The organism is Sphingobacterium suaedae (genome assembly GCF_042684625.1).
In the GTDB taxonomy this organism is placed as follows: domain Bacteria; phylum Bacteroidota; class Bacteroidia; order Sphingobacteriales; family Sphingobacteriaceae; genus Sphingobacterium; species Sphingobacterium suaedae.
On record NZ_JBHULR010000001.1, the window covers coordinates 514211 to 540534 of the forward strand.

The 26324-nt window shown below is 48.3% G+C and carries 16 protein-coding genes; 11 read left to right on the top strand and 5 right to left on the bottom strand.

Annotated features, from left to right (window positions below; all coding sequences use genetic code 11):
- Positions 1 to 12 precede the first annotated feature (12 nt).
- Positions 13 to 2859 carry a TonB-dependent receptor gene (locus ACFSR5_RS02230; protein ID WP_380900266.1) on the bottom strand — a complete coding sequence of 949 codons (2847 nt, stop codon included), beginning with the start codon at positions 2857 to 2859 and terminating at the stop codon, positions 13 to 15.
- A 152-nt stretch (positions 2860 to 3011) separates the two neighbouring features.
- Positions 3012 to 4100 (bottom strand): helix-turn-helix domain-containing protein, encoded by a 1089-nt coding sequence (locus ACFSR5_RS02235; RefSeq protein WP_380900268.1) that lies wholly within the window; start codon positions 4098 to 4100, stop codon positions 3012 to 3014.
- 173 nt (positions 4101 to 4273) lie between these two features.
- Between ACFSR5_RS02235 and ACFSR5_RS02240 the strand changes: the two genes are divergently transcribed.
- From ACFSR5_RS02240 to ACFSR5_RS02265, 6 genes are all read left to right on the top strand, one after another.
- Positions 4274 to 4876, top strand: a complete 603-nt coding sequence (locus ACFSR5_RS02240; RefSeq protein WP_380900270.1) for an RNA polymerase sigma factor — start codon at positions 4274 to 4276, stop codon at positions 4874 to 4876.
- A gap of 61 nt (positions 4877 to 4937) precedes the next feature.
- Complete coding sequence (locus ACFSR5_RS02245; protein ID WP_380900272.1) at positions 4938 to 6125, top strand: FecR family protein; 1188 nt, start codon at positions 4938 to 4940, stop codon at positions 6123 to 6125.
- Positions 6126 to 6288: 163 nt separating this feature from the next.
- Positions 6289 to 9666, top strand: coding sequence for a TonB-dependent receptor (locus tag ACFSR5_RS02250; protein ID WP_380900274.1), 3378 nt, complete (start codon positions 6289 to 6291; stop codon positions 9664 to 9666).
- A gap of 11 nt (positions 9667 to 9677) precedes the next feature.
- Positions 9678 to 11366: a RagB/SusD family nutrient uptake outer membrane protein gene (locus ACFSR5_RS02255; RefSeq protein ID WP_380900276.1), complete on the top strand. Its 1689-nt coding sequence runs from the start codon at positions 9678 to 9680 to the stop codon at positions 11364 to 11366.
- 19 nt (positions 11367 to 11385) lie between these two features.
- Positions 11386 to 13383, top strand: a complete 1998-nt coding sequence (locus ACFSR5_RS02260; RefSeq protein ID WP_380900278.1) for an FAD-dependent oxidoreductase — start codon at positions 11386 to 11388, stop codon at positions 13381 to 13383.
- An 81-nt stretch (positions 13384 to 13464) separates the two neighbouring features.
- Positions 13465 to 15306, top strand: a complete 1842-nt coding sequence (locus ACFSR5_RS02265; RefSeq protein WP_380900280.1) for a carbon starvation CstA family protein — start codon at positions 13465 to 13467, stop codon at positions 15304 to 15306.
- Positions 15307 to 15540: 234 nt separating this feature from the next.
- Here ACFSR5_RS02265 and ACFSR5_RS02270 read toward each other — a convergent pair whose 3' ends face one another.
- Positions 15541 to 15975, bottom strand: a complete 435-nt coding sequence (locus ACFSR5_RS02270; RefSeq protein ID WP_380900282.1) for a nuclear transport factor 2 family protein — start codon at positions 15973 to 15975, stop codon at positions 15541 to 15543.
- Positions 15976 to 16420: 445 nt separating this feature from the next.
- Here ACFSR5_RS02270 and ACFSR5_RS02275 point away from each other — a divergent pair, with 445 nt between their 5' ends.
- Complete coding sequence (locus ACFSR5_RS02275; RefSeq protein WP_380900284.1) at positions 16421 to 17266, top strand: glycoside hydrolase family 16 protein; 846 nt, start codon at positions 16421 to 16423, stop codon at positions 17264 to 17266.
- A gap of 199 nt (positions 17267 to 17465) precedes the next feature.
- On the top strand, positions 17466 to 19121 hold the full coding sequence (locus ACFSR5_RS02280; protein ID WP_380900286.1) for an FAD-dependent oxidoreductase: 1656 nt from the start codon (positions 17466 to 17468) through the stop codon (positions 19119 to 19121).
- A gap of 138 nt (positions 19122 to 19259) precedes the next feature.
- Here ACFSR5_RS02280 and ACFSR5_RS02285 read toward each other — a convergent pair whose 3' ends face one another.
- Positions 19260 to 19511: a hypothetical protein gene (locus ACFSR5_RS02285; protein ID WP_380900288.1), complete on the bottom strand. Its 252-nt coding sequence runs from the start codon at positions 19509 to 19511 to the stop codon at positions 19260 to 19262.
- 305 nt (positions 19512 to 19816) lie between these two features.
- On the bottom strand, positions 19817 to 20695 hold the full coding sequence (locus ACFSR5_RS02290; protein ID WP_380900290.1) for a response regulator transcription factor: 879 nt from the start codon (positions 20693 to 20695) through the stop codon (positions 19817 to 19819).
- Between the two features lie 608 nt (positions 20696 to 21303).
- On the opposite strand from ACFSR5_RS02290, the gene ACFSR5_RS02295 reads away from it, so the two are divergent.
- From ACFSR5_RS02295 to ACFSR5_RS02305, 3 genes are all read left to right on the top strand, one after another.
- Positions 21304 to 24288: a SusC/RagA family TonB-linked outer membrane protein gene (locus tag ACFSR5_RS02295; protein WP_380900292.1), complete on the top strand. Its 2985-nt coding sequence runs from the start codon at positions 21304 to 21306 to the stop codon at positions 24286 to 24288.
- 48 nt (positions 24289 to 24336) lie between these two features.
- Positions 24337 to 25908 carry a RagB/SusD family nutrient uptake outer membrane protein gene (locus tag ACFSR5_RS02300; protein WP_380900294.1) on the top strand — a complete coding sequence of 524 codons (1572 nt, stop codon included), beginning with the start codon at positions 24337 to 24339 and terminating at the stop codon, positions 25906 to 25908.
- Between the two features lie 25 nt (positions 25909 to 25933).
- On the top strand, positions 25934 to 26324 hold a 391-nt coding region (locus ACFSR5_RS02305; RefSeq protein WP_380900296.1), incomplete at its 3' end, for a hypothetical protein.

A 26324-nucleotide genomic window follows, 5' to 3' on the forward strand; every position in this document is an offset into this window, starting at 1 on the left:
TTGCTATATGAATTAAAAAAGTTGATAATTGATGCCAATCATTCCGCGGAGGGAATAATATTCCAGCTGTTCTAATCGGCGGTTGTCGCCATGGTAATAACGTAGTGGCGCATTGGTCAGATTGTTGAGTTCGATGAATGTCGAAATTTTCTTGTTGATGCGATAGTTTGCAGAGAAATCAACTGTAAAGTTCGCGCCATACCATCGGTAGTTCTCCGGATTGCCCTGTACAAGAGCCAGTGCCGCACCCTTATAGTTCCCAGCGATCCGGGCCATGAATTTTTCATTTTCATAAAATAACGCGGTGTTGAACAAATGCTTCGACTGATTGGGCAATGCTTCTGTGGTGATCGTCTTGACGGCGTTCCCATTTTCGTCTATCGTGTATAGGGGGACATCCATTTTTGAAGACGTAAAGGTATAGTTTGCATCGATCCCGAATCCACGCCAAAAATCAGGTAAGAAGGAGAGCCTCTTCGACAGGCCAACTTCAAAACCAACGATTTGACCATTTTCCGAGTTTTCCGGCTGTGTCAAACGATGCAGGACACCGTCGATCTGCTGGAAGGATTGGGCAGCATAAATGACATTATCCAGTTTTTTGTAGAATACACCGGCACTTGCAACACCGATATCCGAAAAGAAGTATTCCCCCATCAGGTCCACATTATGGGCAGACGTCGGTTTTAGATGGATGTTGCCCCGACTGATGGACGGAATCGTGCTGAGCGGATTGATACGTTCTGTTGGATTCAGATCGCTGAAATTGGCTCGGGCGAATGTACGTGTATATGCCGTGCGTATGTTCATATTTTCCGATGGCTTGTATTTCAGGTGCAGCATGGGAAGAAATGCGTCGAAACTACTGCTATTGGTGATCTCTCGAATCGTTGCCGTTTCGTCGCGCTCAGTTACCTCGTAGCCATCATAGGTCAAGTCTGTATGTTCGTAACGCATGCCTCCAATGATATCCAGGTAGTCGGTTGCTTTCCATTCGGCCATGGCGAATCCGGCAGATACATTTTCGGTTCCTGAATAAAAGGAAGCAGCGGACTCTGGATCCTGTTCGTTACGACTTAGGTGGTAATAGTTGCCTTTAGCCAGCGCGTCGGGCGCAAAGAGTCCATCCAATTGCTTTAGGGAGATTCCGTCGAATAATACCGAACTATAGTCTACGCCTGTTTCTTGCATATATCCGCCATTAAAATTATACGGCTCTGTACCCAGACTACTCAGCGTGGTGGGTTGCTGTGTGTTGATGTAAATGTCCATAGGACCGCCGCGGCGTAGACTTTTATTTTTATACTTTGCACCCAGTTTCACGGTCAGCTTCGCGTTTACATGGTACTTGCCATCTAACTCAGCTACTCGATCCTGCTCAAAACTTGGAGTCTGTATGGCAATAAGTTGATTCAGCCGCATGTCTGCTGCTGATACGGGCGACGCAAAAATAGGCAGGAACTTCTCGAATGTCGTGGCTTCGTATCCGGCAGGAGCATCGAGCGCTAAATAGGCTCGGCCATTCGACGCAATATTCGTAAAGGAAGCATCTGTTTGAAATGTCGCCATATTGTACGATGTTGTTCCCGATCCGCCGTTGTAACGGACACCCCTGTTTTTCATTTCTGTTTCATACGAAGATAATTTCCAGTTTACGAGAAAACGGTCTTCAGCAAATCGATGGTTTCCTCCCAGTTCTCCGCCAAATAAACCCACGCCCGTAATTCCTTCTCTGCGGCGTTGTACAAATTTTTCTGCTTGGTATTGGAACGTATGCTCCAACGCGGTTTCCCGATCCTGAAAATCCGTTTTTACACCTCGAAAAAAAACTTTATGGCTGGGTGAAAACATATACTCCATTCCGACATGTATACCATAAGTGGTTCGGATGCCCTTGTAGTCCCGCAATTCAAAATCCTGTATACTGAAATCGTCGAAATCGTAACGGGTCTCCGTATTGTCGGTCCCCCAGTTCCGTTTCCAATACGAGGCACCGACAATAAATCCAAATTTATGGTTAAAGAGGCGATCGCCATAAAGCAGCGAACCGCTATATGTACCTTTTTGCGCTTGTCCATTATAACCTCCACCGACGGATATTTTTGCCACGCTTGAAGAAGGAGCGGTGCGTGTGATGAAATTAATAGATCCTCCAATAGCGTCTCCTTCCATATCGGGCGTGATCGCTTTGGCAACCTGTACGAACTCGATCATTTCCGACGGAAAGATATCCAAAGGCGACGAACGGGTACCAGACGTATTATCGGAGGTGCCTTCGGATGTGGGCATGCGGTTTCCATTGATTAGGGTGGAATTCCATTGCATCGGCGTCCCACGTACGCTGGCATAACGCCCTTCACCGTGGTCACGTTCAATGGAAACTCCTTGCACACGCTGCACCGCTTCTGCGGCGTTGCGGTCGGGCAGTTTTCCAATGGCATCGGAGGCGATAACGTTCATGATGGCCGGACTCGTTTTCTGTATATTTAATGCCTTTGCCTGGGTGTTAGCCATACCGCCACGTACAACCACTTGTTCGATCGTTGTACCACCGGTTTCGCCGAATTGGATAACACCCATATCCACTACTTTCGCGCCAGATACGGCAATTGTTTTGGTGACGGGAACGTATCCGATATACGAGAAAGTAAGGAGTTGCTCTCCTTCAGGGAGTCCGGTTAAACTGAATGAGCCGTCCAGGCCAGAGGTTGTCACCTGTCCATCGGCCGTGCGGATGGTCGCGCCGGGGAGATTTCCATTTGGATCTTTTAGAACACCCGTGATTCCTGCTTTTTCTTGTGCATATAAACAGCAACTAAAGAAGAAAAGCAGCATGCTGCATGCATAATTTGTTTTCATATTTCTAATGCTTCAAAAACTTTCAGCAAAGAGAAAAAATCGCAGGAAAGGTATCGACCGAACTAATTAGGAAAGACGTCTACACCCTTGTGTTTGATTTAAAGTGTTGATTTTCAGTTTTTTAATTGGTTTTAAGAAATTGTTAAGCTTTCCTACGATAGCGCCATCTCTGCCTTTTTTACGTAATCCGTTGGCGATATCCCCGTGGTCTGCTTGAAGTACTTGTTAAATGTTGACTTGGATTGAAAGCCCGATTCGTACGCTAAAGCTAGAATGGTTTTCTTGTCTTCCATCACGAAGTCAATATGCTTAATAAAATAATCAATACGGAGCCCGTTGATATATTGATAAAAATTCGTATCCATCAGTTGACTGAAAACCAGGGATAGGTCATGATTGGACATGTTCAATTTTGCGGCAAGGTCGGAGGAAGAAATATCCGCGTCAAGAAAAACGTGCTCCCTGTGCATTAATTCTTCAAGTGCCGTACGTTTGCCTTCCAAGTAAATGATATCGATCGCATTCTTTTGATATTTGCTGCTTACCCGATCGTGCAGGATATTGGTGGGATCGGTATGCGCCGCTGCGGGCTGAAGCATATGACTTTTATAGACCTTGAAGTAGAGGATAAGTCCCAGCACGATGCTTGTGGATGACAAACCGGGATACACAACCAGATTGCCGAGATCGACGGAAAACCAGAGCAAAATAAATAAGATCGCTAAAAAAAACTTGTGACAAAGGAATGCTAGGGCCAGTTGTCCGTCCGTTCGCTGGCGGATAGACTTCCATTCGCTGCGGTGGGTAAGTAAGAGATACAGATCGAAGCCTATACATCCGAAAAGGATAATATTCCGGAAATGATGTGCCACATGTTGATACGCCGTATTACTCAAGCTTTCTTCAGGGTTCGCAAAAACATAAAACAGGCATATACCGGAAGACAAGACAAGTGGCGTGAACGTGAGCAAGACGTGTTTGTATGTGTCTTGCCGACCCGTGACGACACGGTAGATGTACAACGATGCAAACGGCACAATACATACCGTAGAAGAAAGGCTATAAATTAACGCTTGCTCCTCGCCAGTCAAATAAAAAAAAAGCTTCGAAAGTAAGCCAACACAGCCTCCAACAAGAATGACGAACAAAATTCTACTGTAGGAATCGCTGTGAATTATTTTCCAAATAGCGATGATGCTGATAATCAGTTGAACAACAATGAAGGTTAGAAAGGGTACCATAATACAATGCTACTATTTTAGTGTTATCCTAACGCTAACAAGATGTTAATTCCTCTTATTTTTTCGGTAGGCCACGCGAAGAGTACGTTGGGGACAACGAAGAGCTGGCCTATAAAAAAGTGAGCTAAAATCAATAATTGCTCTGGAAGATTTGTACCTTCGGAATACCGGTTATGAATGGACATACACATATAGATGAACAAACCCTGCTGAAACAAGTTTGCGAAGGCAATGTACAGGCATTTGGTATATTGTATGAAGCCTATGCGCCGGTACTGTACAGCCGACTATTGCGGCTGGTCAAAAATCCGGAAAACGTAGAAGAAATCCTGCAAGATGTATTTTTGAAAATATGGAATAAACGTTCCAGCATCGAACCCGAAAAAGGATTTAAGACATTTGTATACCGGATGACGGATCATTTAGCTATTGACCTGTTCCGGAAAGCGAGTAGGGACAAGACGCTACAGTTGGAGTTGTGGGCTGCGTCGATCAGCTATTATTTTCACGCGGAGGAAAACCTCTTAAACAAGGAGAAGATGGCGATCATCGAGGAAGCCATTCAGCACCTGCCTCCAAAACGAAAACAAATTTTGGTGTTATGCAAGCTGGAGGAGAAAAGTTACAAGGAGGTGGCCGACTTGCTCGGTTTGTCGGTGTCTACAGTAAGTAATCAGTTGGTTAGCGCTATGAAAGACGTTAAAAATTATATCGTGAGACACTATTCCCACGACTACCTCATCGGCTTCTTATTCCTATTCATGGCCACCGGCTAAAAAAAATAAAATTTTGAATAGTGTGTTTTAGGATTCCGTTCGTATAGTATAGCGAAATGTGGTGGAAGCATTTCAGCCAAATATAAACGAAGTGGAAAACAAGTCGCAATTCTATACGTTGCTAACAGCCTATATTCAGGGAGATATCGATCGAACCGACGTGGAAAAACTCTTTCACGCCATGGACGAGCTCTCCGACGAACAACTGCATCAAGCCATACAAGCTATTTTGGACAGACCGTTGGAAGAAGCGCGTTCCGAGTATATTCAAGAACGTGTCGCTTTTTTGCATGAACGGATTATGCGGCAGGTCGAAACGGCGCAAAAGGATAACAAAAGACATACGATAGGGATCAAACGGGCGCTTGTGGGTATTGCGGCAACGTGTGCGTTGTTTTTCACCGTCGCCTATTTCTGGAAGGAAACCCAACGAAACGATCAGCAGTTCTTAACCGCGGTAGATCAGGTGAAACCCGGCACAACAAAAGCAACGATCCGCATCGATGGCCGGGAGTATAGCCTCGACGGAAGCAAGGAAGGGCTTATTTTATCTGCGGACAGTCTATTTTATACCGATGGGACACCACTGTCGGTTAGCAAACCTCAACATGTTCGTATTTCTACGCCGTACGGCGGACAGTACCAGCTCGTATTGGCTGATGGCACGAAGGTGTGGATGAATGCGGGGAGCGTGCTGGATTATAGTGCTGATTTTGGCACTCGTGACCGGCACATTCGTCTGGAAGGGGAGGCGTATTTTGAGGTTGTCCGTAACAAACAGCTTCCGTTTATCGTCGAAGCAGGCCATCAAAAGGTTACAGTGCTTGGAACTGCCTTTAATATTAATGCGTATCCCGAGGAGAAACGTCTGCAGACCACGTTGCGAAGTGGTTCATTGAAAGTCGAAACGCCTACGGATCAGTTGACGCTTAAGCCAAACCAGCAAACGGTTTTCGATCGGCAACGGGGCGAACTGCGGGCCAGGGAGGTGGATGCGGAATCTATTATCTCGTGGACGGACGGGGTCATGGATCTGCATGGCGTGAGCTTGGAAGAGGGCATGCGTATCGTCGGGCGCTGGTATGATCTTCAAGTTATATATGCCAATGAAATTCCGGCGATACAGCTCGGCGGAAAAATGAGCCGTGGCGTGAAATTATCGTCATTACTCACGTTCCTCGAACAGAATTTTAACATAAAAGGAGAGGTGACCACCGATCGAAAGCTGGTCATCCGTACTATTCGCTAACCCCTAATTATAAACTGAATGCAAATGATAATCCTATACCACCCACCCTAGATGATTGATCAGGAACAAAAAAAGGGGAGTGGTTGCGACACTTCCCCGAAAGCGTTGTTCATGACGGTAATTGTGACATCACAGAATCATAAACCTTACTTACTACAATATTATGAAAAAAAATCTAGGATTGGAGAGCGCTTGCGTTCTCCAGTTCAGGGGTATGTATATACCCGCTATTCGGAAACTACTTATGTTTTTTAAAGTCTGTTATCTCCTGCTGCTGATCAGTTGTTTTCAACTTCGAGCGGAAACGTTTTCCCAAACGATCACCCTAAAGAACAAATCCATTAAACTGGAGGACGCCTTTAAATGGATTGAAAAGCAGAGCGATTATGTGGTATTATACGACTATACCGAACTCCGAAAGTTGCAGCCAGTGCACGTGGATGTGACAAATGCAACATTAAATCAGTTCTTAGATGTCCTGTTGAAAGGTCTGCCGTTACGCTACACGATCGACGATAAAACGATTTTAATCACGAAACGTAAAGCGCAGGCAGAAAGCAAACGGCAAAACGACCAGTCCGCTGTGCAACCTGTCGATCGCTCGCTGCAGCGCTCCGTGAGAGGGACGGTCACGGACGAAACCGGTGTGCCTTTGCCCGGTGTATCGATTTTAGAAAAAGGTACATCGAATGGCACGTCGTCTGGTGAGGGCGGGAGGTTCCAGTTGCAGACCACTGCTGCTCAACCGACGTTGCAATTTTCGCGGATAGGTTACGAAACGGTTGAACAGATTTTTGACGGCACGGCGGCAGTACGCGTAACGCTGAAAACTGCCATGAGTGATCTTGATGAGGTAGTTGTTGTCGGATACGGCGTGCAAAAAAAGACAAACCTAACCGGCGCCGTCTCCGCGGTATCGGGTAAAGACATCGCCACGCGTCCGACCGGACAAACGTCTGCCGCCCTGCAAGGCATGGCTCCGGGCGTTACGATAACCCAGCGTTCGGGAAAACCGGGGAGCGACGGAGGTGAAATTCGGGTGCGTGGCATCGGGACAATGGGCAATCCGGGGCCTCTCGTGATGATCGATGGGATCGAGGGATCTATCAATAACATTGATCCAAACCTCATTGAGTCGGTTTCTATTTTGAAGGATGCCGCATCGGCGTCTATTTACGGATCGCGGGCGGCAAACGGGGTGATTCTCGTGACCACAAAAAGGGGTTCGGGCGATCGCATTACGCTGTCGTACAACAACTATTTCGGTTGGCAGAACCCCACCAATATGCCCAAACTGGTCAATGCCCTTGATCACATGCTCCTGACCAATGAAGCGTATACCAACGTTGACGCTAGTCCCTTGTACGGCGAAGAGATCTTAGAAGCTTATCGACAGCAAGGTCAGGGCAGTTCCGACGCCTATCCAAACACGGACTGGCAGAAAGAAGCGTTATTGGGAAACGGCTTTCAGCAGAGTCACTTCTTAACCGTCAATGGCGGGACCAATAAAGTTCGGATGTTGGCCTCCTTTGGTTATTTTGATCAAAAAGGCTTGACATTAAACAGTGGTTTCAAACGATACACCATACGTAATAATATGGACGTGCAGTTTTCCAGTAAATTATCAGCAAAAATAGACCTGCAATACGTCAATCCAATCATTACTTCCCCGTCTGCTGGTATTGAAAATTTGTTCCAGTGGATGAACAGTATTCCGGCAAACCAGTCGTTCCGCAATTCCGACGGCAGCTGGGGGCTTGGCTGGAATGGGAATAATCCCGTGTCGGCTGCGCAGGACGGGGGGGTGGCCACCAATAAATCTCCGTTTGGCAGTATCAATGCATCGGTTATCTATAAACCTGTTGAATGGCTGACGGCTGAGGTAAATTATGCACCGAAGTACGCCACCCAGGTCAATAAAAACTTTCGAGAAGTGGTTCAATCGTATAATCCCGACGGAACGCCAAGTTTTGCCGTACCCGTACGATCTGCCTTGACGCAATACAATGCGCAGGAGATGTACAATAACATGCGGGCCACATTGACGGCCGCCAAATCTTTCGAAAATCATGCTTTTTCCTGGTTGATTGGTGCCTCGCGAGAGGATTACAAAATAGAAAACATACAAGGGTTTCGGGATACATTTGTGCTTCCTGAATATCAAGTGCTCGACGTCGGATCGGCGCTCAACCAAGCAGCAACGGGTTCTGCATCGGAATGGGCGTTGCAGTCGTTCTTCTCCCGAATCAATTACAGCTACAAGGATCGCTATCTACTAGAGCTCAATGCACGATATGACGGGTCTTCCCGGTTCCTCAAAGGAAACCGCTACGGGTTTTTCCCTTCGGCATCCGCCGGATGGCGTTTTTCGGAAGAGGATTTTTTGAACGATGCGAAAAGCTGGTTAACCGAGGGAAAACTACGGGTATCCTGGGGGAGGTTAGGCAACCAATTAATAGGCACTTACCCAGCCGTATCCGCCGTTAACTTGGGCTCGTATACGTTGGGCAATCAGATTGTTAGTACAGCAGCCTTAAATGATCTATCGAATCCAGATATCACTTGGGAATCTACTGCCGAAAAGAATTTCGGTCTTGATCTAACACTGTTCCAAAATGTCACGGTCACAGCCGATTACTACCACCGTAAAACCAGTGATATTTTGTTGAAGCTGGACATCCCCTTAATTATGGGACTGAATGCTCCTTATCAAAATGCAGGTGTCGTGGAAAACAAAGGATGGGAATTAGCAATTGGATACAGGAGTGATTTCGAACGCGCACTCCGGTACAATATCCAGTTGAACGTTTCTGATGTTCGCAATAAGGTACTGGACATGCGCGGTATCAACCAAACTGGATTGACCGTCAATCGCGAAGGCTACGCTATTAATTCTCTTTTCGGGTATGAAACCGAAGGATACTTTCAATCGGTCGATGAGATCGAAAACCACGCCACGCAGTTTGGAGAATTAGCGCCAGGTGATCTGAAATACAAAGACCAAAACGGTGATCAGGCCATCACGGAAGCGGACAAGATCATTATTGGAAGTACGGTTCCGCGTTTCACCTACGGATTAAACGCAGGCTTTTTTTACAAAAATTTTGATCTCAGTTTTGTGATACAAGGGGTAGGTAAAGCTGATGGATACTTGTATGGAGCGGGTATACAGCCCTTTACAACGACAGGGGCTATCGGGGGGACTATACGCGAAGACAATAAAGACCGATGGACGCCAGACAACACGGACGCCGCCTATCCACGCTTGGCGTTCGGTAAAAACAACAACCAACAGGCCTCCCAGTTTTGGATGAAAGATGCATCGTATCTGCGCTTGAAAAACCTGCAAATTGGATATGAGCTTCCAAAAAGCTTGACAGAGAAGATACGTATACAGCGGTTGAGATTGTTCGCCAATGGTTCCAATCTATTCAGTATGGACAGCTTCTGGGAAGGATATGACGTCGAGGCACCCGTCGGCACGGGCAATTTTTATCCGCAGGTCAAGGTGTACACGTTCGGTCTGGATATTACTTTTTAAAAACGATCAACATGAAAACATTTCAACTCCACATATTCGCATGCTTCATGATCCTTATCGGTGTAGCATCGTCCTGTGATGGTTACTTAGACAAAAGCCCACTATCTGGGCCATCAGACGATAACTACTTCACCAATGAAGCAGAACTCACACTGGCCGTCAATGGAATTTACAGTGCGCTGGTATTTCATCCCACCGACGAAATGCCACTTAATCTGACGTTGGACGATGCGACCGATATCGGTTGGGACCGTAACACATCGCCTTTGCAATCACTTGGCCGTGGCGATCATGATAGCAACAACGACTACGTAAAAAATATTTGGGCCAATTCGTACAAAGTAATTGGAAAATGCAACTTTATTCTGGACAATATTCAAAAACTAGAAGGAAAAGTAGACCCCTCGTTGCTGACGCGGTATCGCGCGGAGACGCGTTTCGTGCGTGCCTATGTGTACCAATACCTGATTGATTATTTCGGCGGCGTGCCACTCGTGACCACCCGATTGGGATTGCGTGAAGCACATGTACCTCGCTCCTCCAAAGCAGACGTATTGTCCTTTGTCTTGACGGAGCTGCAGGAAGCGGCGAACGACCTCCCCGTGTCGTATGGAAGCGCAGATCAAGGGAGGGCTACCAAAGGAGCCGCTTTGAGTATCCGTGCGCGTGCCGCCTTGAACAATGCAAACTGGGAGGAAGCCATTGCCTCAGCTAAAGCCGTCATCGATCTGGACGTCTATACGCTACATCCGGATTATGGTGCGTTGTTCACGTATGCGGGAGAAAACTCAAAAGAAATCATCTTTGCCTTTCAATATCTGCGTCTGCAGAATACCAGAACGCACAGCGCCACACGTGCCTTCTTGTCCCGAAACGCGCAAGGAACGTCCAATAAAATACCGTCGCAATCCCTTGTTGATGCGTTTACTTGTACCGATGGACTGGAAATCGACAAATCACCAAAATATGATCCAAAGCAACCTTTTGCGAATCGAGATCCCCGATTAGGCTACACCGTAGCCTTGCCCGGCACTGTTTTCTTTGGCTATCAATTCGAAACCCATAAAGACAGCCTAAAATGTTGGAACTACAGCTATGGTACCTCGGTGCCGAGCCGGGTCGACAATCAGGATGCAATCAATGCCTATGCGTCGTTTTCCGGCTACTGTTGGAAAAAATACGTCGACTTCCAAGACCGGGAATATACGACACAATCGGAACTCAATATCATTCAGGTGCGGTATGCCGAGGTGCTCTTGATCTATGCGGAGGCCATGGTCGAAGCAGGCAAGATCGACAACAGCGTCTACGAAGCAATCAACCTGGTTCGTCAGCGCCCTACAGTAGAGATGCCGCCTATCACCGTAGGCAAGAGCCAAGCGCAACTCCGCACGCTCATACGAAAAGAGCGGTTATATGAATTGGCAAACGAAGGCTTTCGACTAGTTGACCTCCGGCGGTGGAAACTTGCCGACGTCTTTATGAATTCCACGTTGTACGGACGGGTTCCCCGTGGATTGCTCAGTAATGCCCCCATACTTGATGAAAACGGAAAGGTCGACTACAGCCAAGTCGCCAACCGTTCCAGTATGCGGGTCATCGAGACCCGTAAGTTTAACGCAAACCGGGATTATGTATGGCCGTTGCCCAATATCGAAGTCGTTACAAATACCAGTTTAGAACAGAATCCAGGATATTAAACCGTTTAACCAACATCATATGAAAACGTATCTCTTTCTATGTTATACATTTTTTTGCCTCAACAGTTTAGTTTTTGCGCAAAAGACAACCCACGTAGACATCTGTATCTATGGAGCGACCTCGGCAGGCGTGGTTGCTGCCTACACTGCTTCTAAAGCAGGCAAGTCGGTCTTATTAGTGGATCCAGGAGCGAGGCTAGGTGGGTTGAGTTCCGGCGGACTTGGGATGACCGATATTGGTAATAAATTTGTCGTCCGGGGCGTAGCATTGGATTTCTACCGTAAAATCGGTAAGCATTACAACTCCTTTGAGCAGTGGATCTTCGAACCTAAGGTGGCCGAGCAGGTGTTTCTAGGTTATATGAAAACTTGTGATGCGATGTCGTTACTGAAAAATCGGCTGATCGATGTTGAAAAAGAAGGACCGACGATCCGACGGGCCAATTTTACGAATGATGCTGGAACGATCACGAGCGTCGAGGCGACGGTCTTTTTGGACTGCACGTACGAAGGTGATCTGCTGGCAGCGGCAGGAGCTTCTTACCATGTGGGGCGGGAAGCAAATAGCGTGTATGGAGAGACCATAAATGGTGTGCAACTGTTAGATGGTCACCAATTTCCAGATGGCATTGACCCATACGTGGAAAAGGGCAATCCAAACAGTGGATTGCTATGGGGAATCCGGGCGGGACAGGTGGAACCCCAAGGTACAGGCGATGCGAAAGTGCAGGCCTACAACTACCGGATCACGTTAACCAACGTTCCCGAAAACCGTGTGCCGATTACCGAACCCGACAATTATGACCCAACACGGTATGAATTATTGAAACGGCAGAAAGAAGTGCAGCCCTGGAAAGGTTTGAATGATGTGTTCATATGGAGTCTGATGCCTAATGGAAAAACCGATATCAACAACCGCAATGGTTTTTCAACCGACATGATTGGCATGAACTGGGACTATCCCGAAGCCAATCACGAGCGGCGGAAAGAGATCATCAAAGCGCATGAAGAGTATACGAAAGGGCTGCTGTATTTTGTAGGACACGACCCGGCTGTTCCCGCCTTTATCCGCGAACAGATGTTGGAATGGGGATATCCCAAAGATGAGTATACGGATAACAACCATTGGTCGCCCCAACTCTACATACGAGAGGCGCGACGCTTAGTGGGCGAGCTGGTCATGACCCAGCACCATTGCCAAGGACGGGAAGTGGTGACCGACGAAGTGGGGTATGCGGCGTATACGATGGACTCCCACAACTGTGACCGTGTTGTGGTGAACGGTATGGTTAAGAACGAAGGCAATGTGGAAGTAGGCGGTTTTCCGCCGTTCCCGATTTCCTACCGCGCGATTGTTCCGAAGCGCGAGGAAGTCTCCAATCTGATCGTCCCGGTCTGTCTGTCTGCGAGCCATATAGCTTTTGGATCGATTCGAATGGAGCCGGTGTTTATGGTGCTAGGGCAGTCCGGCGCGGTAGCTGCCTGTCTCGCCGTAGACAAGCAAGTCGCTGTACAAGATATCCATGCAGACGATATCCGAGCTACCCTCGCTCAGAACCCGAAGGCGGATAATCGTCCGGCCGATATCCTGATCCACGTTTCGCAAAAAGATCAGGTTAGCCTGGACGGTACTTGGACGAAAGGGACAGGCAAAGGTTATGGAATGTCTTATATGGAAACTGCTGGAGACGGCACGGCAGCCAAGGCTGTTTTTCATTTACCGTCCACCACAGGCGCCGGACGGTATATGCTGTATAGTTATTTTCCGAAAACGAAAGACAGCGCAGATGGGTATACCGTCCACGTATTCAACGGAAAAGAAAAAAAACAGGTGTACCTGGATCTTGCCAACGTTGAAATAAAGGGACAAACCAGTAGCACCTGGGTACCGGTTGGCGAGTTCACGTTGGCAGAGGGCAAAACAAAACCCTATGTGGAAATAAACCAGGCAGAAGCAAAAGGAACCGTTGCAGCCAACGCTATTCTATTGGTGCCGGTAGACGACCAGAAGCATTGATCGTAAGGTTTGCCGGCGAAGGAAAATCCATATCCGGTTTCTCCACGTATTGTGTATATTTGTTTTAAGCTAACTAAAAATATGGACTATTTGAATGGTGTGAATGCACTAACCCTCGTGTTCGTTGCCTTGCTGTTATTTGCTATAGCCTACCGGGTATATGGTATCTTTATGGCGAATAAAGTACTGCGACTGAATGCGCGCAACGAAACGCCCGCGGTCGAATTTGCCGACGGACATGATTATGTGAAAACCAACAAAAATGTTTTGTTTGGACACCATTTTGCAGCGATCGCCGCTGCCGGCCCTTTGGTCGGACCGGTGCTTGCCGCGCAATTTGGCTATCTGCCGGGTGCCTTATGGATCTTAATCGGATGTGTCCTGGGCGGTGGCGTACACGATATGGTGGTGCTCTTCGCGTCCGTCCGGCATAAAGGAGAAAGCCTGGCATCGATTGCCCGTAAGGAGATCGGAAAAACGATCGGCACGATCACCGGTATTGCCGTGCTCTTTATTCTTATCCTCACACTGGCCGGGCTCTCGCTAGCCTGTATCAGTGCGATGCACGAGGCTTCTTGGTCACTTTTTACGGTGATCATTACCATGCCGATCGCCATCATCATGGGGCTTATTATGCGGTATCGAAAAAATAGCATCACCTTCGCGAGTATCTTAGGCGGAGTCCTGTTGATCGCTGGTATATTAGGTGGACATGACCTCATGCAACAGGAAGCTATACGTAATCTATTTCACTGGAACATCAACACCATCTCGATTGCCATTGCGGCATACGGATTTGTGGCATCGGTCTTACCGATTTGGTTATTACTGGTTCCTCGCGATTATTTATCGACCTACCTGAAAATAGGAACAATCCTCATGCTGGCGGTTGGTATTTTTTTTGTACATCCAACCCTCCAAATGCCTGCATTGACAAACTTTATACAGGGCGGAGGGCCAGTGATCGGCGGCCCAGTTCTGCCGTTCATCTTTATTGTCATCGCCTGCGGTGCGATTTCAGGTTTCCATGCGATCATCGCCACCGGAACCACTCCGAAAATGTTAGCCAATGAAAAAGAGATTCTCTTTGTCGGATACGGAGCGATGTTGGTCGAAGGCTTTGTCGCATTGATGGCCCTTATCGCTGCCTGTACGTTGATGCCCGGCGATTACTTTGCGATCAACACACCGGTGGCCGCATACGATTCATTCCTGGCGGCTCATCCGCATTTACATGCCGTCGATTTACCGCATTTCGTCGAACGTATTGGTATCGACCTTCATGGGCGCACGGGAGGTGCCGTATCATTGGCCGTAGGTATGGCCCATATTTTCGATAAGATACCGTTCATGGACGATGTAATGGCTTATTGGTACAATTTTGCCATTATGTTTGAGGCTGTATTTATCCTAACGGCAATCGACGCGGGGACACGCGTCGGACGCTTCTTTTTGCAAGAAATGTTGGGCAATGTGATTCCTGCGTTTCGCAATAAAAATTGGGTGCCGGGTATTCTCCTCAGTAGTTTTTTATTTACGTTTTCGTGGGGATACTTGGTGTATACGGGCAACGTCAGTAGTATTTGGCCACTGTTTGGTATTAGTAACCAGCTGCTTGCCGCTTGCGGACTCATCGTGTGCACGACCATGCTTATCCGTATGAATCGAGGCAAATATGCGTTATGCGCCGCCATTCCCGGGATATTTATGGCGGTCATTACCTTTTGGGCGGGATACTTGCAAGTGAAGGATATTTACCTGCCTCAAGGGCAATATCTGTTATCTTCGCTCGCAATTGTTGCCATGGTCTTAATGTGTATGGTGTTTATCGGTGCCTTTCGGAAATGGTACCAGCTCTACACCACAAAAACAATAGCCACAGACTATTACGGAGAATCGGTTAAGGAACTGGTCGAACGTTAAAGGGGGTAATCCCTTTTGTATGCGGCATGGGCCGCAGTGGACGTACACGGGTGAAGTTACCGAAAGGGGCTTCACCCGTGTGTGTATGGGTGTGCAGACACCCTATTCGCAAAACCGTCAAGGCCTTCCTGGTACACCACGTTGTGCCAAAAAAGCCCGCATCACTGCGGGCCGACTAAACTAAACATTGAAACAAATGCTTTTTTGTATCCAATTACTGCGTCTGAAGGGGGCTTACTTTTGTTGCGGGTAGGTCGTTACCACTTTGCTTACTTTCCACCCATCTTCGCCATGGCTCAATGTCATGTAATCCACACGGGTGAAATTTTTAAACGTCATGGTGGCTTTGGCTAAACAGGTATTGCCCGTCTGATCAAGGATTTCGTAGGCTGTAGTACAGTCAAACTTGACCCCCTTGTGCGCTTTCAGAAAACTGGTGTATTGCTTCTTATTGAAATGGTCATTATTCGCTGTGTTGTTATACTGGAAGTCGTCTGCAAAAAGAAACTTATTGAGCTCCACACTGCCGAGCGTCGTTGCTTCTAGATAGGTCATAACAATTTTTGTCGATTCGAGGTCCCGAAGCGGGTTATTCTTTTCTACCGCGAAGGCACTAAAAGAAGTAACCATCAGGAATGCGGCGAGGATTGTTGTACATGTCTTTTTCATTGTCGTAGATTTTTATTGTTAATATGTTAATGTTTTACTTCGTTCTTGATGATTCAAAAGTAGTACAGAATTGGCTTCGCGGGAATATGGATTAGATTGGATGCCGCAAATTCTCGGTGAATGCGGAAAAAAAATCGGCGAAGCACGAATTGGCCGAGTGATGCGCGTCTCTACCTGGGCTAAGCTCTGTGTGTGTGCACGTTTGATTCATGCCAAACCTAAGGCAAGGATGTTACCAACAAGCACAACTGCTTATTTACTAGGGGTTTGCTTTATTTTGTTAGCCTTGAAAACGTCCGTTAGCGTACAGGTGCTGTCCGTTTGCGGACAGATAACAGCGATATCCGACAACACGAGCTTTCTGGATGATTGATGTTGAGGCTACGGTTTTTCCTGGAAATAATGTATCTTTATATCAATCTACTCACCTTATAGCTAGTATGTTATGAAACGGTTCCTGATCGTAAGTTTTTCGTTGATAGCTTGTCTGTTAGTACGCGGGCAGCAGGCAAATTCTCCGTCGTATCAATTGGTTTGGGCTGATGAATTTAGCCAAGACGGCCCTCCCGATCCAAGGTATTGGACCTTTGAAGAAGGGTTCCAACGCAACCGTGAAGACCAGTGGTACCAACAGGAAAACGCATATTGTAAGGATGGAATATTGGTGATTGAAGCACGAAAAGAAAAGCGAAAAAACCCGATACATCAGCAGGGAAGTAAAGATTGGGCAAAATCACGGAAAGAGATACAATACACCTCTTCGTCTATCAATACCCGCGGAAAAAAAGAATGGCAATATGGGCGGATGGAAATGCGGGCACGCATTCCGGTCGGAAGCGGACTGTGGCCGGCATTTTGGACGTTGGGTGTGCAGGGCGAATGGCCGTCTAACGGGGAAATTGATATCATGGAGTACTATCGAGGTAATATACTCGCCAATATTGCTTCCGGCACAAAAGATCGGTGGAAGGCATCGTGGCATACAGCGACCAAAGCCGTTCGAGAACTTGGTGGACAAGCCTGGGCGAACGAGTTTCACACTTGGCGAATGGATTGGGACGAACGGGAAATCGCCCTGTATGTAGATGATAGCCTGATGAACCGTGTTCCTTTAGACCAGCTTGTAAATACAGATGCACGCGGCATGAACCCCTTCCATCAGCCCCATTATATGCTCCTAAATTTCGCGCTCGGTGGAATAAACGGGGGGACCATTGACGATGCTCTTCTGCCTGCGCGGTACGAGATTGACTATGTCCGCGTATATCAGCGCGAAGCGGACGGCAAGTAGGGGATGGCAGCGTTTTCTCCAGCGTTTTTTCTGAAGGGGCGGTCGACAATGTATGTCAGCAATAAGATACGATTTGGCAATTAATTGAGATTCCATGCATACAGATCCACTTGGATTTTTTGCATCTTGCATAAAAGACGCGGGCCAGCTAACCGATGTCGACGTCCGCATAACGTGACCAAACAAAAATAATCCATCTATGCAAAAGAAACTGTTCATGGGCTTTGGCATAGCCTTAAGCCTTTTGGCTGCCTGCCGAACATCGAGCCCCGATAGCTATCAGGCAGACCTCATTATCTATGGTGGTACGTCCGCCGCTATTACGGCAGCCGTGCAGGCGAAGAAATCCGGTAAATCCGTCTTGGTGATATCGCCCGATAAACACCTCGGCGGCCTGTCTTCTGGAGGCTTAGGTTTCACCGATACGGGTGATAAGTCGGTCATTGGCGGTTTGGCCCGAGACTTTTACCACCGAATCTACATGTACTATCAGGATAGTGCAACGTGGCGATGGCAAAAGCCAGCGGACTATGGAAACACCGGGCAAGGTACTCCGGCCATAGATGGAGACGCCCGCACGATGTGGATATTTGAACCGCATATCGCCGAACAGGTGTTTGAAGATTACGTGAAGGAATATAAACTTGATGTGCGGCGGGATGAATGGTTGGATAGAACGAACGGGATCGTAAAGAAAGATGGGCGCATTGTTTCGCTGACGACATTAAGTGGAAAGACCTATACCGGAAAGATGTTCATTGATGCGACCTATGAAGGCGATCTGCTCGCTGCTGCCGGCGTCAGTTATCATGTAGGCCGGGAGCCCACTCATCAGTATAAGGAAAAGTGGAACGGCGTGCAAACGGGAGTGCTGCATCACGACCATTGGTTCAAACAGGATATAAGCCCCTACATTGTTCCAGGCGACAGCAGCAGCGGATTACTGTATGGAATCTCCGGAGACGATCCCGGCACGTATGGGCAGGGCGATCATCGCGTACAAGCCTATTGCTTTCGGATGTGCCTCAGCAACCATCCCGACAACCGGATCGCATTTGCCAAACCCGACAATTATCGGCCGGAAAATTATGAATTGTTGGCGCGCGTCTTTGCGGCGGGTTGGCGAGAGACATTCCGCAAGTTTGACCCCATACCCAATCGAAAAACAGACACGAACAATCACGGACCATTCAGTACCGATTTCATTGGCATGAATTATGATTATCCAGATGCCAGCTACGAACGCCGCCGGGAAATTATCAAACAACATGAAGACTACCAAAAGGGACTTTTGTACTTTTTGGCCAATGACTCCCGTGTACCGGCAGATGTCAGGACAGAAATGGCGGAGTGGGGGCTAGCTAGAGACGAATTCAAAGACAATGGACATTGGCCGCATCAACTGTATATACGCGAGGCGCGTCGTCTGATCGGGGAATATGTCATGACCGAGCACGATACGTTCAGCGAGCGCGTAATCCATGATCCCGTCGGAATGGGATCGTATGCCCTAGACTCACATAATGTGCAGCGCTACGTAAAGGCCGATGGTTATGTGCAAAACGAAGGCGATATTGGCGTAAAGCCGAAAAAGGGGCCTTATCAGATTGCCTACGGTTCCCTCGTCCCAAAGAAAAGCGAATGCACCAACTTGCTTGTTCCCGTTTGTGTATCGAGCTCGCACATCGCGTTTGGTAGCATCCGTATGGAACCTGTTTTCATGATTTTAGGGCAGAGTGCCGCACTGGCGGCCGTACTTGCTATTGACCAGGGAGTGGGGGTGCAGGACGTAGAATATAAGGAGCTGCAGCAAGCGCTGTTGCACGAGAAACAAGTGTTGTCCAATAAACAATAGGCCGCTAAGCACTTGGAATAGCGGATACCGGGAAAGGACAAGTGCCGAACATGCTTAGCACGCGTAGAAAGATAGACGAGCCACTCGTACATCGGCCGTGCTGCCTCTTTTCGACGCGTATTGGCCACGGGAGACGGCTTATGATGAACAGGACGATGCGCAACGCACGAACATCCGCGCGATGATGTCACCGATCAGCTCTGGTTCCTGCACTTTAGGGATACCGGTATCCTGCGGAAGAGCACGTACACCAGCGTGCGTCCGCCTATGCGTGTCCACCGTTATTGGTTGCTGACCTCCCTGGCTCCTTATCGACGGATATGCCCGGTCGTTAAAACGATTGCCTGTTTCGCTGATATCCATATGCTTTCTGTATGTTATGTCCGACAATTTTCTACAGCAATACTAAGAAAAATAGTTTTTATATACTAATAATTTTAGTAAAAAAAATAACAAGAATGGGTTCTGTGTCTACGGTCTGCGCGGTATGAGGTGCGGTCAAAGGCGGGTTCCGCAACAGGCAACGATGCTGCATGTTATTTTCCAGATCGGGTACGCGGTTTAAGGCCGTGCTGCACGGGATGGGCGACTTTATAGGTTTCCATAGAAACCTTTCTGTTGGGGTTCGTTTTGGAGAAAAAGCAGCGAAACGCGTTAAAAAGCGCGGGCTCCCCCGGCAGACCCGCGCTTGTTTATTACGACACCACTTGGGGCTGCTTCGTGGTGCCCAGGAGATACATGCTCGGTGGTATACCGAAATGTTTGTGAAAATCCCTGGAAAAGTTGGATTGTACCGAATAGCCCACCATCGTCGCAATCTGTGTAATGGAGTATTGTTGCAGCGTAAGTAGCTCCGCCGCTTTTTTTAGTTTGGATACATGGATAATCTCGTTCGGCGTCAATTCGGAATACAGTTTGACCTTCCGGTACAACGTAGGACGGCTCATATGCATCAGTTTCGCCAGTTCGTTTACCGACAGATCCGTGTCGGAGATCCGTTCATGAATAAGGGCATGGAGCTTCGCTATAAAGTCTGCCCGCCGTGTCGATTCTATTTCCTGTTTTGTGCCTGCAGGATAGGCATGGGCAACATGATCTTTCACCATCTGGCGATTATGCAGTACGCTACGCAACTGGGCCATCAAAAACTCGAATGAAAACGGTTTCTCGATATACGCATCAGCGCCACTGTTAAGCCCTTGTATTTTGCGTTCCAGTGTTTGCTGTGCCGTAAGGAAAATCACAGGAATGTGGCTGTATAATACGTCTGTTTTCATCCGTCGGCAGAGGGCGATGCCGTCCATAATGGGCAGGCTGATCTCCGTCAGGACGAGGTGCACGTCATGCTGCTCCAGCATGTCGAGCGCCTCCCTACCGTTGTTGGCCCGTAAAACGGTGTACTGACTTTTCAGTTCTTTGTTCAGGTAGGCCAACGCTTGTTTATCTTCTTCCACAAGTAGGATGACGGGTTTCTCGATTTCATTCATCCGTTTGCGCAGACCGTTATCCGTCTTATCAGGCATTCGCTGCGGTTCGCCGGTTAAATACGCTGTTTTTGTAATAATAGTACGCATAGGTTTATCTGTTTCACATGTTTAGTCGGTTGATCTACACGGGAACGACTTTGCGTAAAAGTGTTCCCCATCCATTGTTTAGCGGTTAGCTGTTTCAGTCTAGCTTTCAGAAAATTAAATAATTTCCTGCAATAAAACACCATAGAAACGGCTCTTTATCGCTGCTATTTTTATGCCAAAGGTGGATAAATGCATTAACGTATTGATTTTTAGTGAGTTGTGTTTTTAAATAACGGTTGTTTCATTTTCGGGATCGTTCTCATTGAGACAAAATGATACAATATTGAGACGCTGTGATTGAACAGACGGCGCAGTTTTGCTGATTTTTATAGGCAGATATAACCAAAACGTAAACAAACGAAACATATGACTAAAACGACACATCTCCCGAAAATTCGGTTTCTCACTATCCGGATGAGCTGATCATCTGCATCTGCTACGATGTTGGTGACTTGCACCTAAAAGTGATCCAGTAATGCAATAAAAAACCTTGAACAATTAGTTGCACGGAAGCCTCACTTTCCGCCTATGCGGATCGTGGAGCGTGTCCGATGGAGCAACTTAAAAAACAAAACCGAGCTTTCGAGCTCCTGAACAATAGCACCCATATGAAAAATAAATTACGTATACGAAGCGTCCTAACGCTTATGCTCTTGCTCGTATCCCACATGATTTTTGCCCAACAACGGACATTAACGGGAACGATCCTGGACGAAAACGGTTCGCCACTTGTCGGGGCAACCGTCCGTGTCAAAGGAGGCACGGTAGCCACTACAACTGACGACAAAGGTAATTTCTCCTTGGAGGTCCCGGGCGACGCGCAAGTCGTGGAAGTGTCCTTCATCGGCTACGCCACGAAGGAAGCGCCCATTGTTGGTAATACCATACGTGTAGAGCTGGAACCCAATGCCGATCAAGATTTGGAAGAGGTGGTGGTCATCGGTTACGGTACGGCCCGCAAAAAGGACCTGACCGGCGCAATGGTAACCATATCCGAGAAGAATTTTAATAAGGGGCTTATGACCAGTCCGGATCAGTTGATTCAAGGAAAGACACCCGGTGTGATGGTCATCAACAATACCGGGCAGCCCGGTGGTTCCGTGACTGTGCGTATCCGCGGCAACTCCTCCATCCGCGCGAGCAATAACCCGCTGTTCGTATTGGATGGGGTTCCGATGTCTGGAAACTCCCCGCTGCCTGAAGGGCGAGGTGGTTTCTCATCCGACCGCGGAAATCCATTGACGTACCTCAATCCAAATGACATTGCCAGTATGGATATCCTAAAAGACGCCTCCGCTACCGCTATTTACGGATCCCGCGGCGCCAATGGTGTGGTCATTATTACCACGAAAAAAGGGGTGCCCGGATCGCCAGCGATCAACTTAGGTGTCACCGCCGGCGTGTCGAGTATGCGCGAATACCCCGATGTACTCAGCGCCGACAAATTTAGGGAAGCGCTCCAATTTTACACCCCGTCGGAGGTGTCCGACGCGGATTTCGGAAGCAATGAAGATGCGTTTAAAGCGATCACTCGCCACGCGATCACGCAGAATTATTATGGCGATGTCTCGGGCGGTACCGAGCATGGCAAATATAGGTTGTCGGGCGGGTACCTCAACCAGAATGGGATAATCCGCACCTCACAATTAAAGAAGTATACCGGTAACTTTACGGGCAATTTCCGCTTTTTGGAAAACAAGCGGCTGGGGTTGGACTTCGCCATGTTCGTGACACAAATGGACAACCGCTATGCACCGATCAATGCGATGGTCGGGTCGGAAGGTAATGTCATATCGCAGGCCTTACAATGGAACCCGACACGTCCGCTCCGCGACGAGCAAGGTGTGCCTACATTTGTCAGCACCACCACACGCAATCCCTTGACCAGCTTAGAGGCATTTAAGGATCAGGCGACTACCAATACCATGGTGATCAACGTGGCACCATACTATAAGATTACCGACGACCTCGAGTACCGTTTTATCTACAGCGCGATGCGACAAACCGGCAACCGGGAAGGCATGTACCGCGCAGGGTTAATTGATCCGTCCGCTGCTGAAAATGAGCAGGCTTTTCTGTCGAACAACAGCGAAACCAATCTGCAGATGACGCATATGCTTTCGTACAATAAGCAGGTGAATGAAGACTGGAATATCAATGCCGTAGCCGGCTATGAATATCTGGACTACAACTACAAAAACAACATCTCTTTTGGTGGAGGATTCCAATACTTAGGTCTGGACTATTTTGATTATTTACAGTATTCACCAGTTTCTACGCGGGAAATCTCTTCCTATCGCAGTCCCACGAACCAGTTGCAGTCTGTATTTTTGCGTGGCGGTTTCAATTACCTGAACCGCTACTTGCTCACGGCAACGGTCCGTCGCGATGGTTCCACCAAGTTTGGATCGAACAATAAATATGCGGTCTTTCCATCGCTGGCCGTTGCTTGGAATGTTGCCGAGGAGAGCTTCTTAAGTTCGGGCGATGTCTTTGATCAACTGAAGATCCGTTTGGGATGGGGTAGGACCGGTAATCAGGAGTTCCCGTCGGGGGCGTCCTTGGATAGACTGGTATTCGGTAATCAAAGTATCAGCCAAGCAAACTATGGGAACGACGACTTGAAATGGGAAACATCCACCACACTCAATGCCGGTATCGACTTCGGGATATGGAACAACAGGCTCTACGGTTCGATCGACTACTTCCATAAAACGACAACCGATGCGTTGTTTGAGCAGACCTTGGCACAGCCAGCACCCGCCGGACGTATCTGGGTCAACTTAGACGGGGAAATCGTCAATAAAGGGGTGGAAATCGCCTTGACGGGTACGATTATAAAAAATACGGATTGGACATGGGACCTCACCGGAAATGCGACCTTCCTGAAGAATAGTGTGAGCGGACTGATCGGTTATTACGAGACGGGCGCTTTGCGCGGACAGGGCTTTTCGGGGGTATTGGGACAACGTATGGTGAATGGACAACCGCTGAACGTTTGGTACCTTGCCGAATACGCAGGCATTGATCCCGAGACGGGAATGAGCATGTACAGAGGGCTGGATGGCAGCGCGAGTAGCGCCAACGATCCGGCGGTCAACAAATTCTATGCGAACAGTCCAAACCCGACTACCTTATTAGGTATTTCGACGAATGTCACCTACAAAAAATTCTCGTTGGGGGCCAATATGAATGGCGCGTTGGGGCACTATCTGTTTAACAATACAGCGGCTACCGCGCTCGGACTGAGCAATCTCTCGGCACGGAACATCGGGTCAGCGTTCTTTGATACGTCTGTCAAAGAGTCGACCTCCAACTCGGCCGCCCCTTCGACACGGTACCTGGAGAAAGGAGATTACCTAAAAATGGCGAACCTGACGTTGAGTTACGACGTGGGCAATGTCGGTAAAACCTTCAGAAACCTTCGGGTATCCCTTACCGGACAAAACTTGTTTATCATCACGAAATACACAGGATTCGATCCGGAGGTCAATACGGATGGCGCGACCAATGGTATACCGTCGTTAGGTATTGAGTACCTGCCCTATCCACCATCACGGAATATCCTACTGGGGGTCAACTTTGCACTGTAAGGAGCGCAGGAAAGTGAAGCATCATGATAACATAAAAAAAAAAGACAGATGAAATTAAAACCAATCATATATATCGCCCTAGCAGGAGCCGTCGCCACGGGCATGTTCTCCTGTACCAAGCTGACGGAGGAATTTCGGAGCGAACTGGAGGAAGGAAATACGGATGTCGATCCGGCAGGCCTGCTGATTACCGCTTACAATTCGTTGAACACACCCTACCAGCAAGAGCAGCGCTGGGTGATGCAGGAAATTTCGACCGACGCGGCCATGGCACCGACACGTGGTGGCGACTGGGACGACAACGGCATGCACCGGGCGATCCACCTCCATACCTGGAACGCAGACAATGGCTATATGAACAATACATTCGTCAGCCTGGGCACTGCGATCTACAACGCGACCAATGTGTTGCGCTACAATCCGAACCCGCAACAGGCCGCGGAAGCTCGTTTTATACGCGCCTTAACCATGTTTGACATGCTAGACCTGTACGGTGTTGTTCCGATCCGTGAAGGTGAGTCGCTGGAAGATTTCCGTATTGCACCGCGGGTGTTGCAACCACAGGAAGCGATCGATTACATCAAAAACGAACTGGAAGAAATTCTAACCGCGCTTCCCAACAATGGGCCGACGGCCGCGTTCGTGGCCAACCGAAATGCCGCACGCGTCTTGCTGATGAAATTGCATTTGAATAAAGGCACGTTTCTCAACCGGCAGAATCCATCGTTTGCCGCAGAAGATATGAACCGGGTGGTGGCGCTTGCTAAGGAGATTACGGCATCCAATCTTTACACGGTATCGGCAGCGGGAAAATACTTTGACAATTTTGCACCGAATAATGATGCGATTTCTACGGAGAACATCTATACCTTATTCAATAAAAATGGAGAACGTGGCGGAAACGTAGACCGCACATGGAATACCATCGCCCATTATAATATGCGCCCAGGAGGATGGAACGGCTGGTGTACGTTGTCCGATTACTACGATAAATTCAGCGCGAACGACGAACGCAGAGGGATCTATTACGACTATCCTGCCGACACGACGTCTAACCGGAAGTTGAAATATCATCGGCAGAATGTCGGTTTTTTTGCAGGACCGCAATACAATTGGACAACAAACAAGCCGCTGATGGCTCGAAACCCGTCCAATGCGCCGTTATCGTTCACGCGCGAGGTGACGATCCGCACGTCGGGGGCTACGCTGGAAACGGCCGGTATTCGTCCGATGAAGTACGCGTTTGATTATGCAGTTACCGGACAACGGAACAACGACTGGGTGGTTTTCCGTTATGCCGATGTCCTCTTGATGCAGGCCGAAGCTATCCTTAGGGGAGCAACGGGGGCGGCGACAGACGCCCTAGCGCTCGTCAACGGTATCCGGAAGGAACGCGGTGTCGCGAACCTGACCGCGCTGACACTCGATAACCTGCTCGACGAGCGTGCACGCGAATTATACTGGGAAGGATGGAGACGGCAAGACCTGATCCGGTACGGTAAATTTTTGGAGGCGTGGCAAGAAAAGGCCGCCGATCCGGATCCAAAAACCTTGGTGTATCCGATTCCGAGCCAACAGTTGGCCGTTAATCCCAACCTTACACAAAACCCCGGCTACTGAGTGTCCTGAATAAATGTATAAACTGATGAATTTTACATTTAGTGCTGAGCAGAAGATGAAGGTAGGTCCTTCGGTATCGGAATACAGGTTTCGGTACCAAACCACCTCTATGCTGCTGCGGTTAAATGCCGTGGTAGTGAGCGATAGGGGAAAAAGGTCTCGTTTCAGGGATCAGGTACGTGTTATGAAGGTGAACGCAAGTGAACCGCTGAAGAGGCGTCGAAAGGATTATTTGATGTCAGAACCAATGTCCAGTAGCATCATTGGGATAAGCATGGAGGTCACCTGTCTACTGTCCATGCGGCATCCGGCGTATAGGCGGCACGAGCATAGCACAGGCTTTTGTTCGGAACAGGAGAACCTGTCGTCACGATGTCAAGGGAAAACTCCAAGCGGGGGACACCGCAAGGGGGAAA

Excerpts from the sequence above, each read along its gene's own strand:
- ACFSR5_RS02280 (WP_380900286.1), top strand. The coding sequence starts at position 17,466 with ATGCAAAAGAAACTGTTCATGGGCTTTGGCATAGCCTTAAGCCTTTTG.
- ACFSR5_RS02265 (WP_380900280.1), top strand. The coding sequence starts at position 13,465 with ATGGACTATTTGAATGGTGTGAATGCACTAACCCTCGTGTTCGTTGCC.
- ACFSR5_RS02230 (WP_380900266.1), bottom strand. The coding sequence starts at position 2,859 with ATGAAAACAAATTATGCATGCAGCATGCTGCTTTTCTTCTTTAGTTGC.
- ACFSR5_RS02260 (WP_380900278.1), top strand. The coding sequence starts at position 11,386 with ATGAAAACGTATCTCTTTCTATGTTATACATTTTTTTGCCTCAACAGT.
- ACFSR5_RS02270 (WP_380900282.1), bottom strand. The coding sequence starts at position 15,975 with ATGAAAAAGACATGTACAACAATCCTCGCCGCATTCCTGATGGTTACT.
- ACFSR5_RS02300 (WP_380900294.1), top strand. The coding sequence starts at position 24,337 with ATGAAATTAAAACCAATCATATATATCGCCCTAGCAGGAGCCGTCGCC.
- ACFSR5_RS02250 (WP_380900274.1), top strand. The coding sequence starts at position 6,289 with ATGAAAAAAAATCTAGGATTGGAGAGCGCTTGCGTTCTCCAGTTCAGG.
- ACFSR5_RS02255 (WP_380900276.1), top strand. The coding sequence starts at position 9,678 with ATGAAAACATTTCAACTCCACATATTCGCATGCTTCATGATCCTTATC.
- ACFSR5_RS02275 (WP_380900284.1), top strand. The coding sequence starts at position 16,421 with ATGAAACGGTTCCTGATCGTAAGTTTTTCGTTGATAGCTTGTCTGTTA.
- ACFSR5_RS02235 (WP_380900268.1), bottom strand. The coding sequence starts at position 4,100 with ATGGTACCCTTTCTAACCTTCATTGTTGTTCAACTGATTATCAGCATC.
- ACFSR5_RS02295 (WP_380900292.1), top strand. The coding sequence starts at position 21,304 with ATGAAAAATAAATTACGTATACGAAGCGTCCTAACGCTTATGCTCTTG.
- ACFSR5_RS02240 (WP_380900270.1), top strand. The coding sequence starts at position 4,274 with ATGAATGGACATACACATATAGATGAACAAACCCTGCTGAAACAAGTT.
- ACFSR5_RS02290 (WP_380900290.1), bottom strand. The coding sequence starts at position 20,695 with ATGCGTACTATTATTACAAAAACAGCGTATTTAACCGGCGAACCGCAG.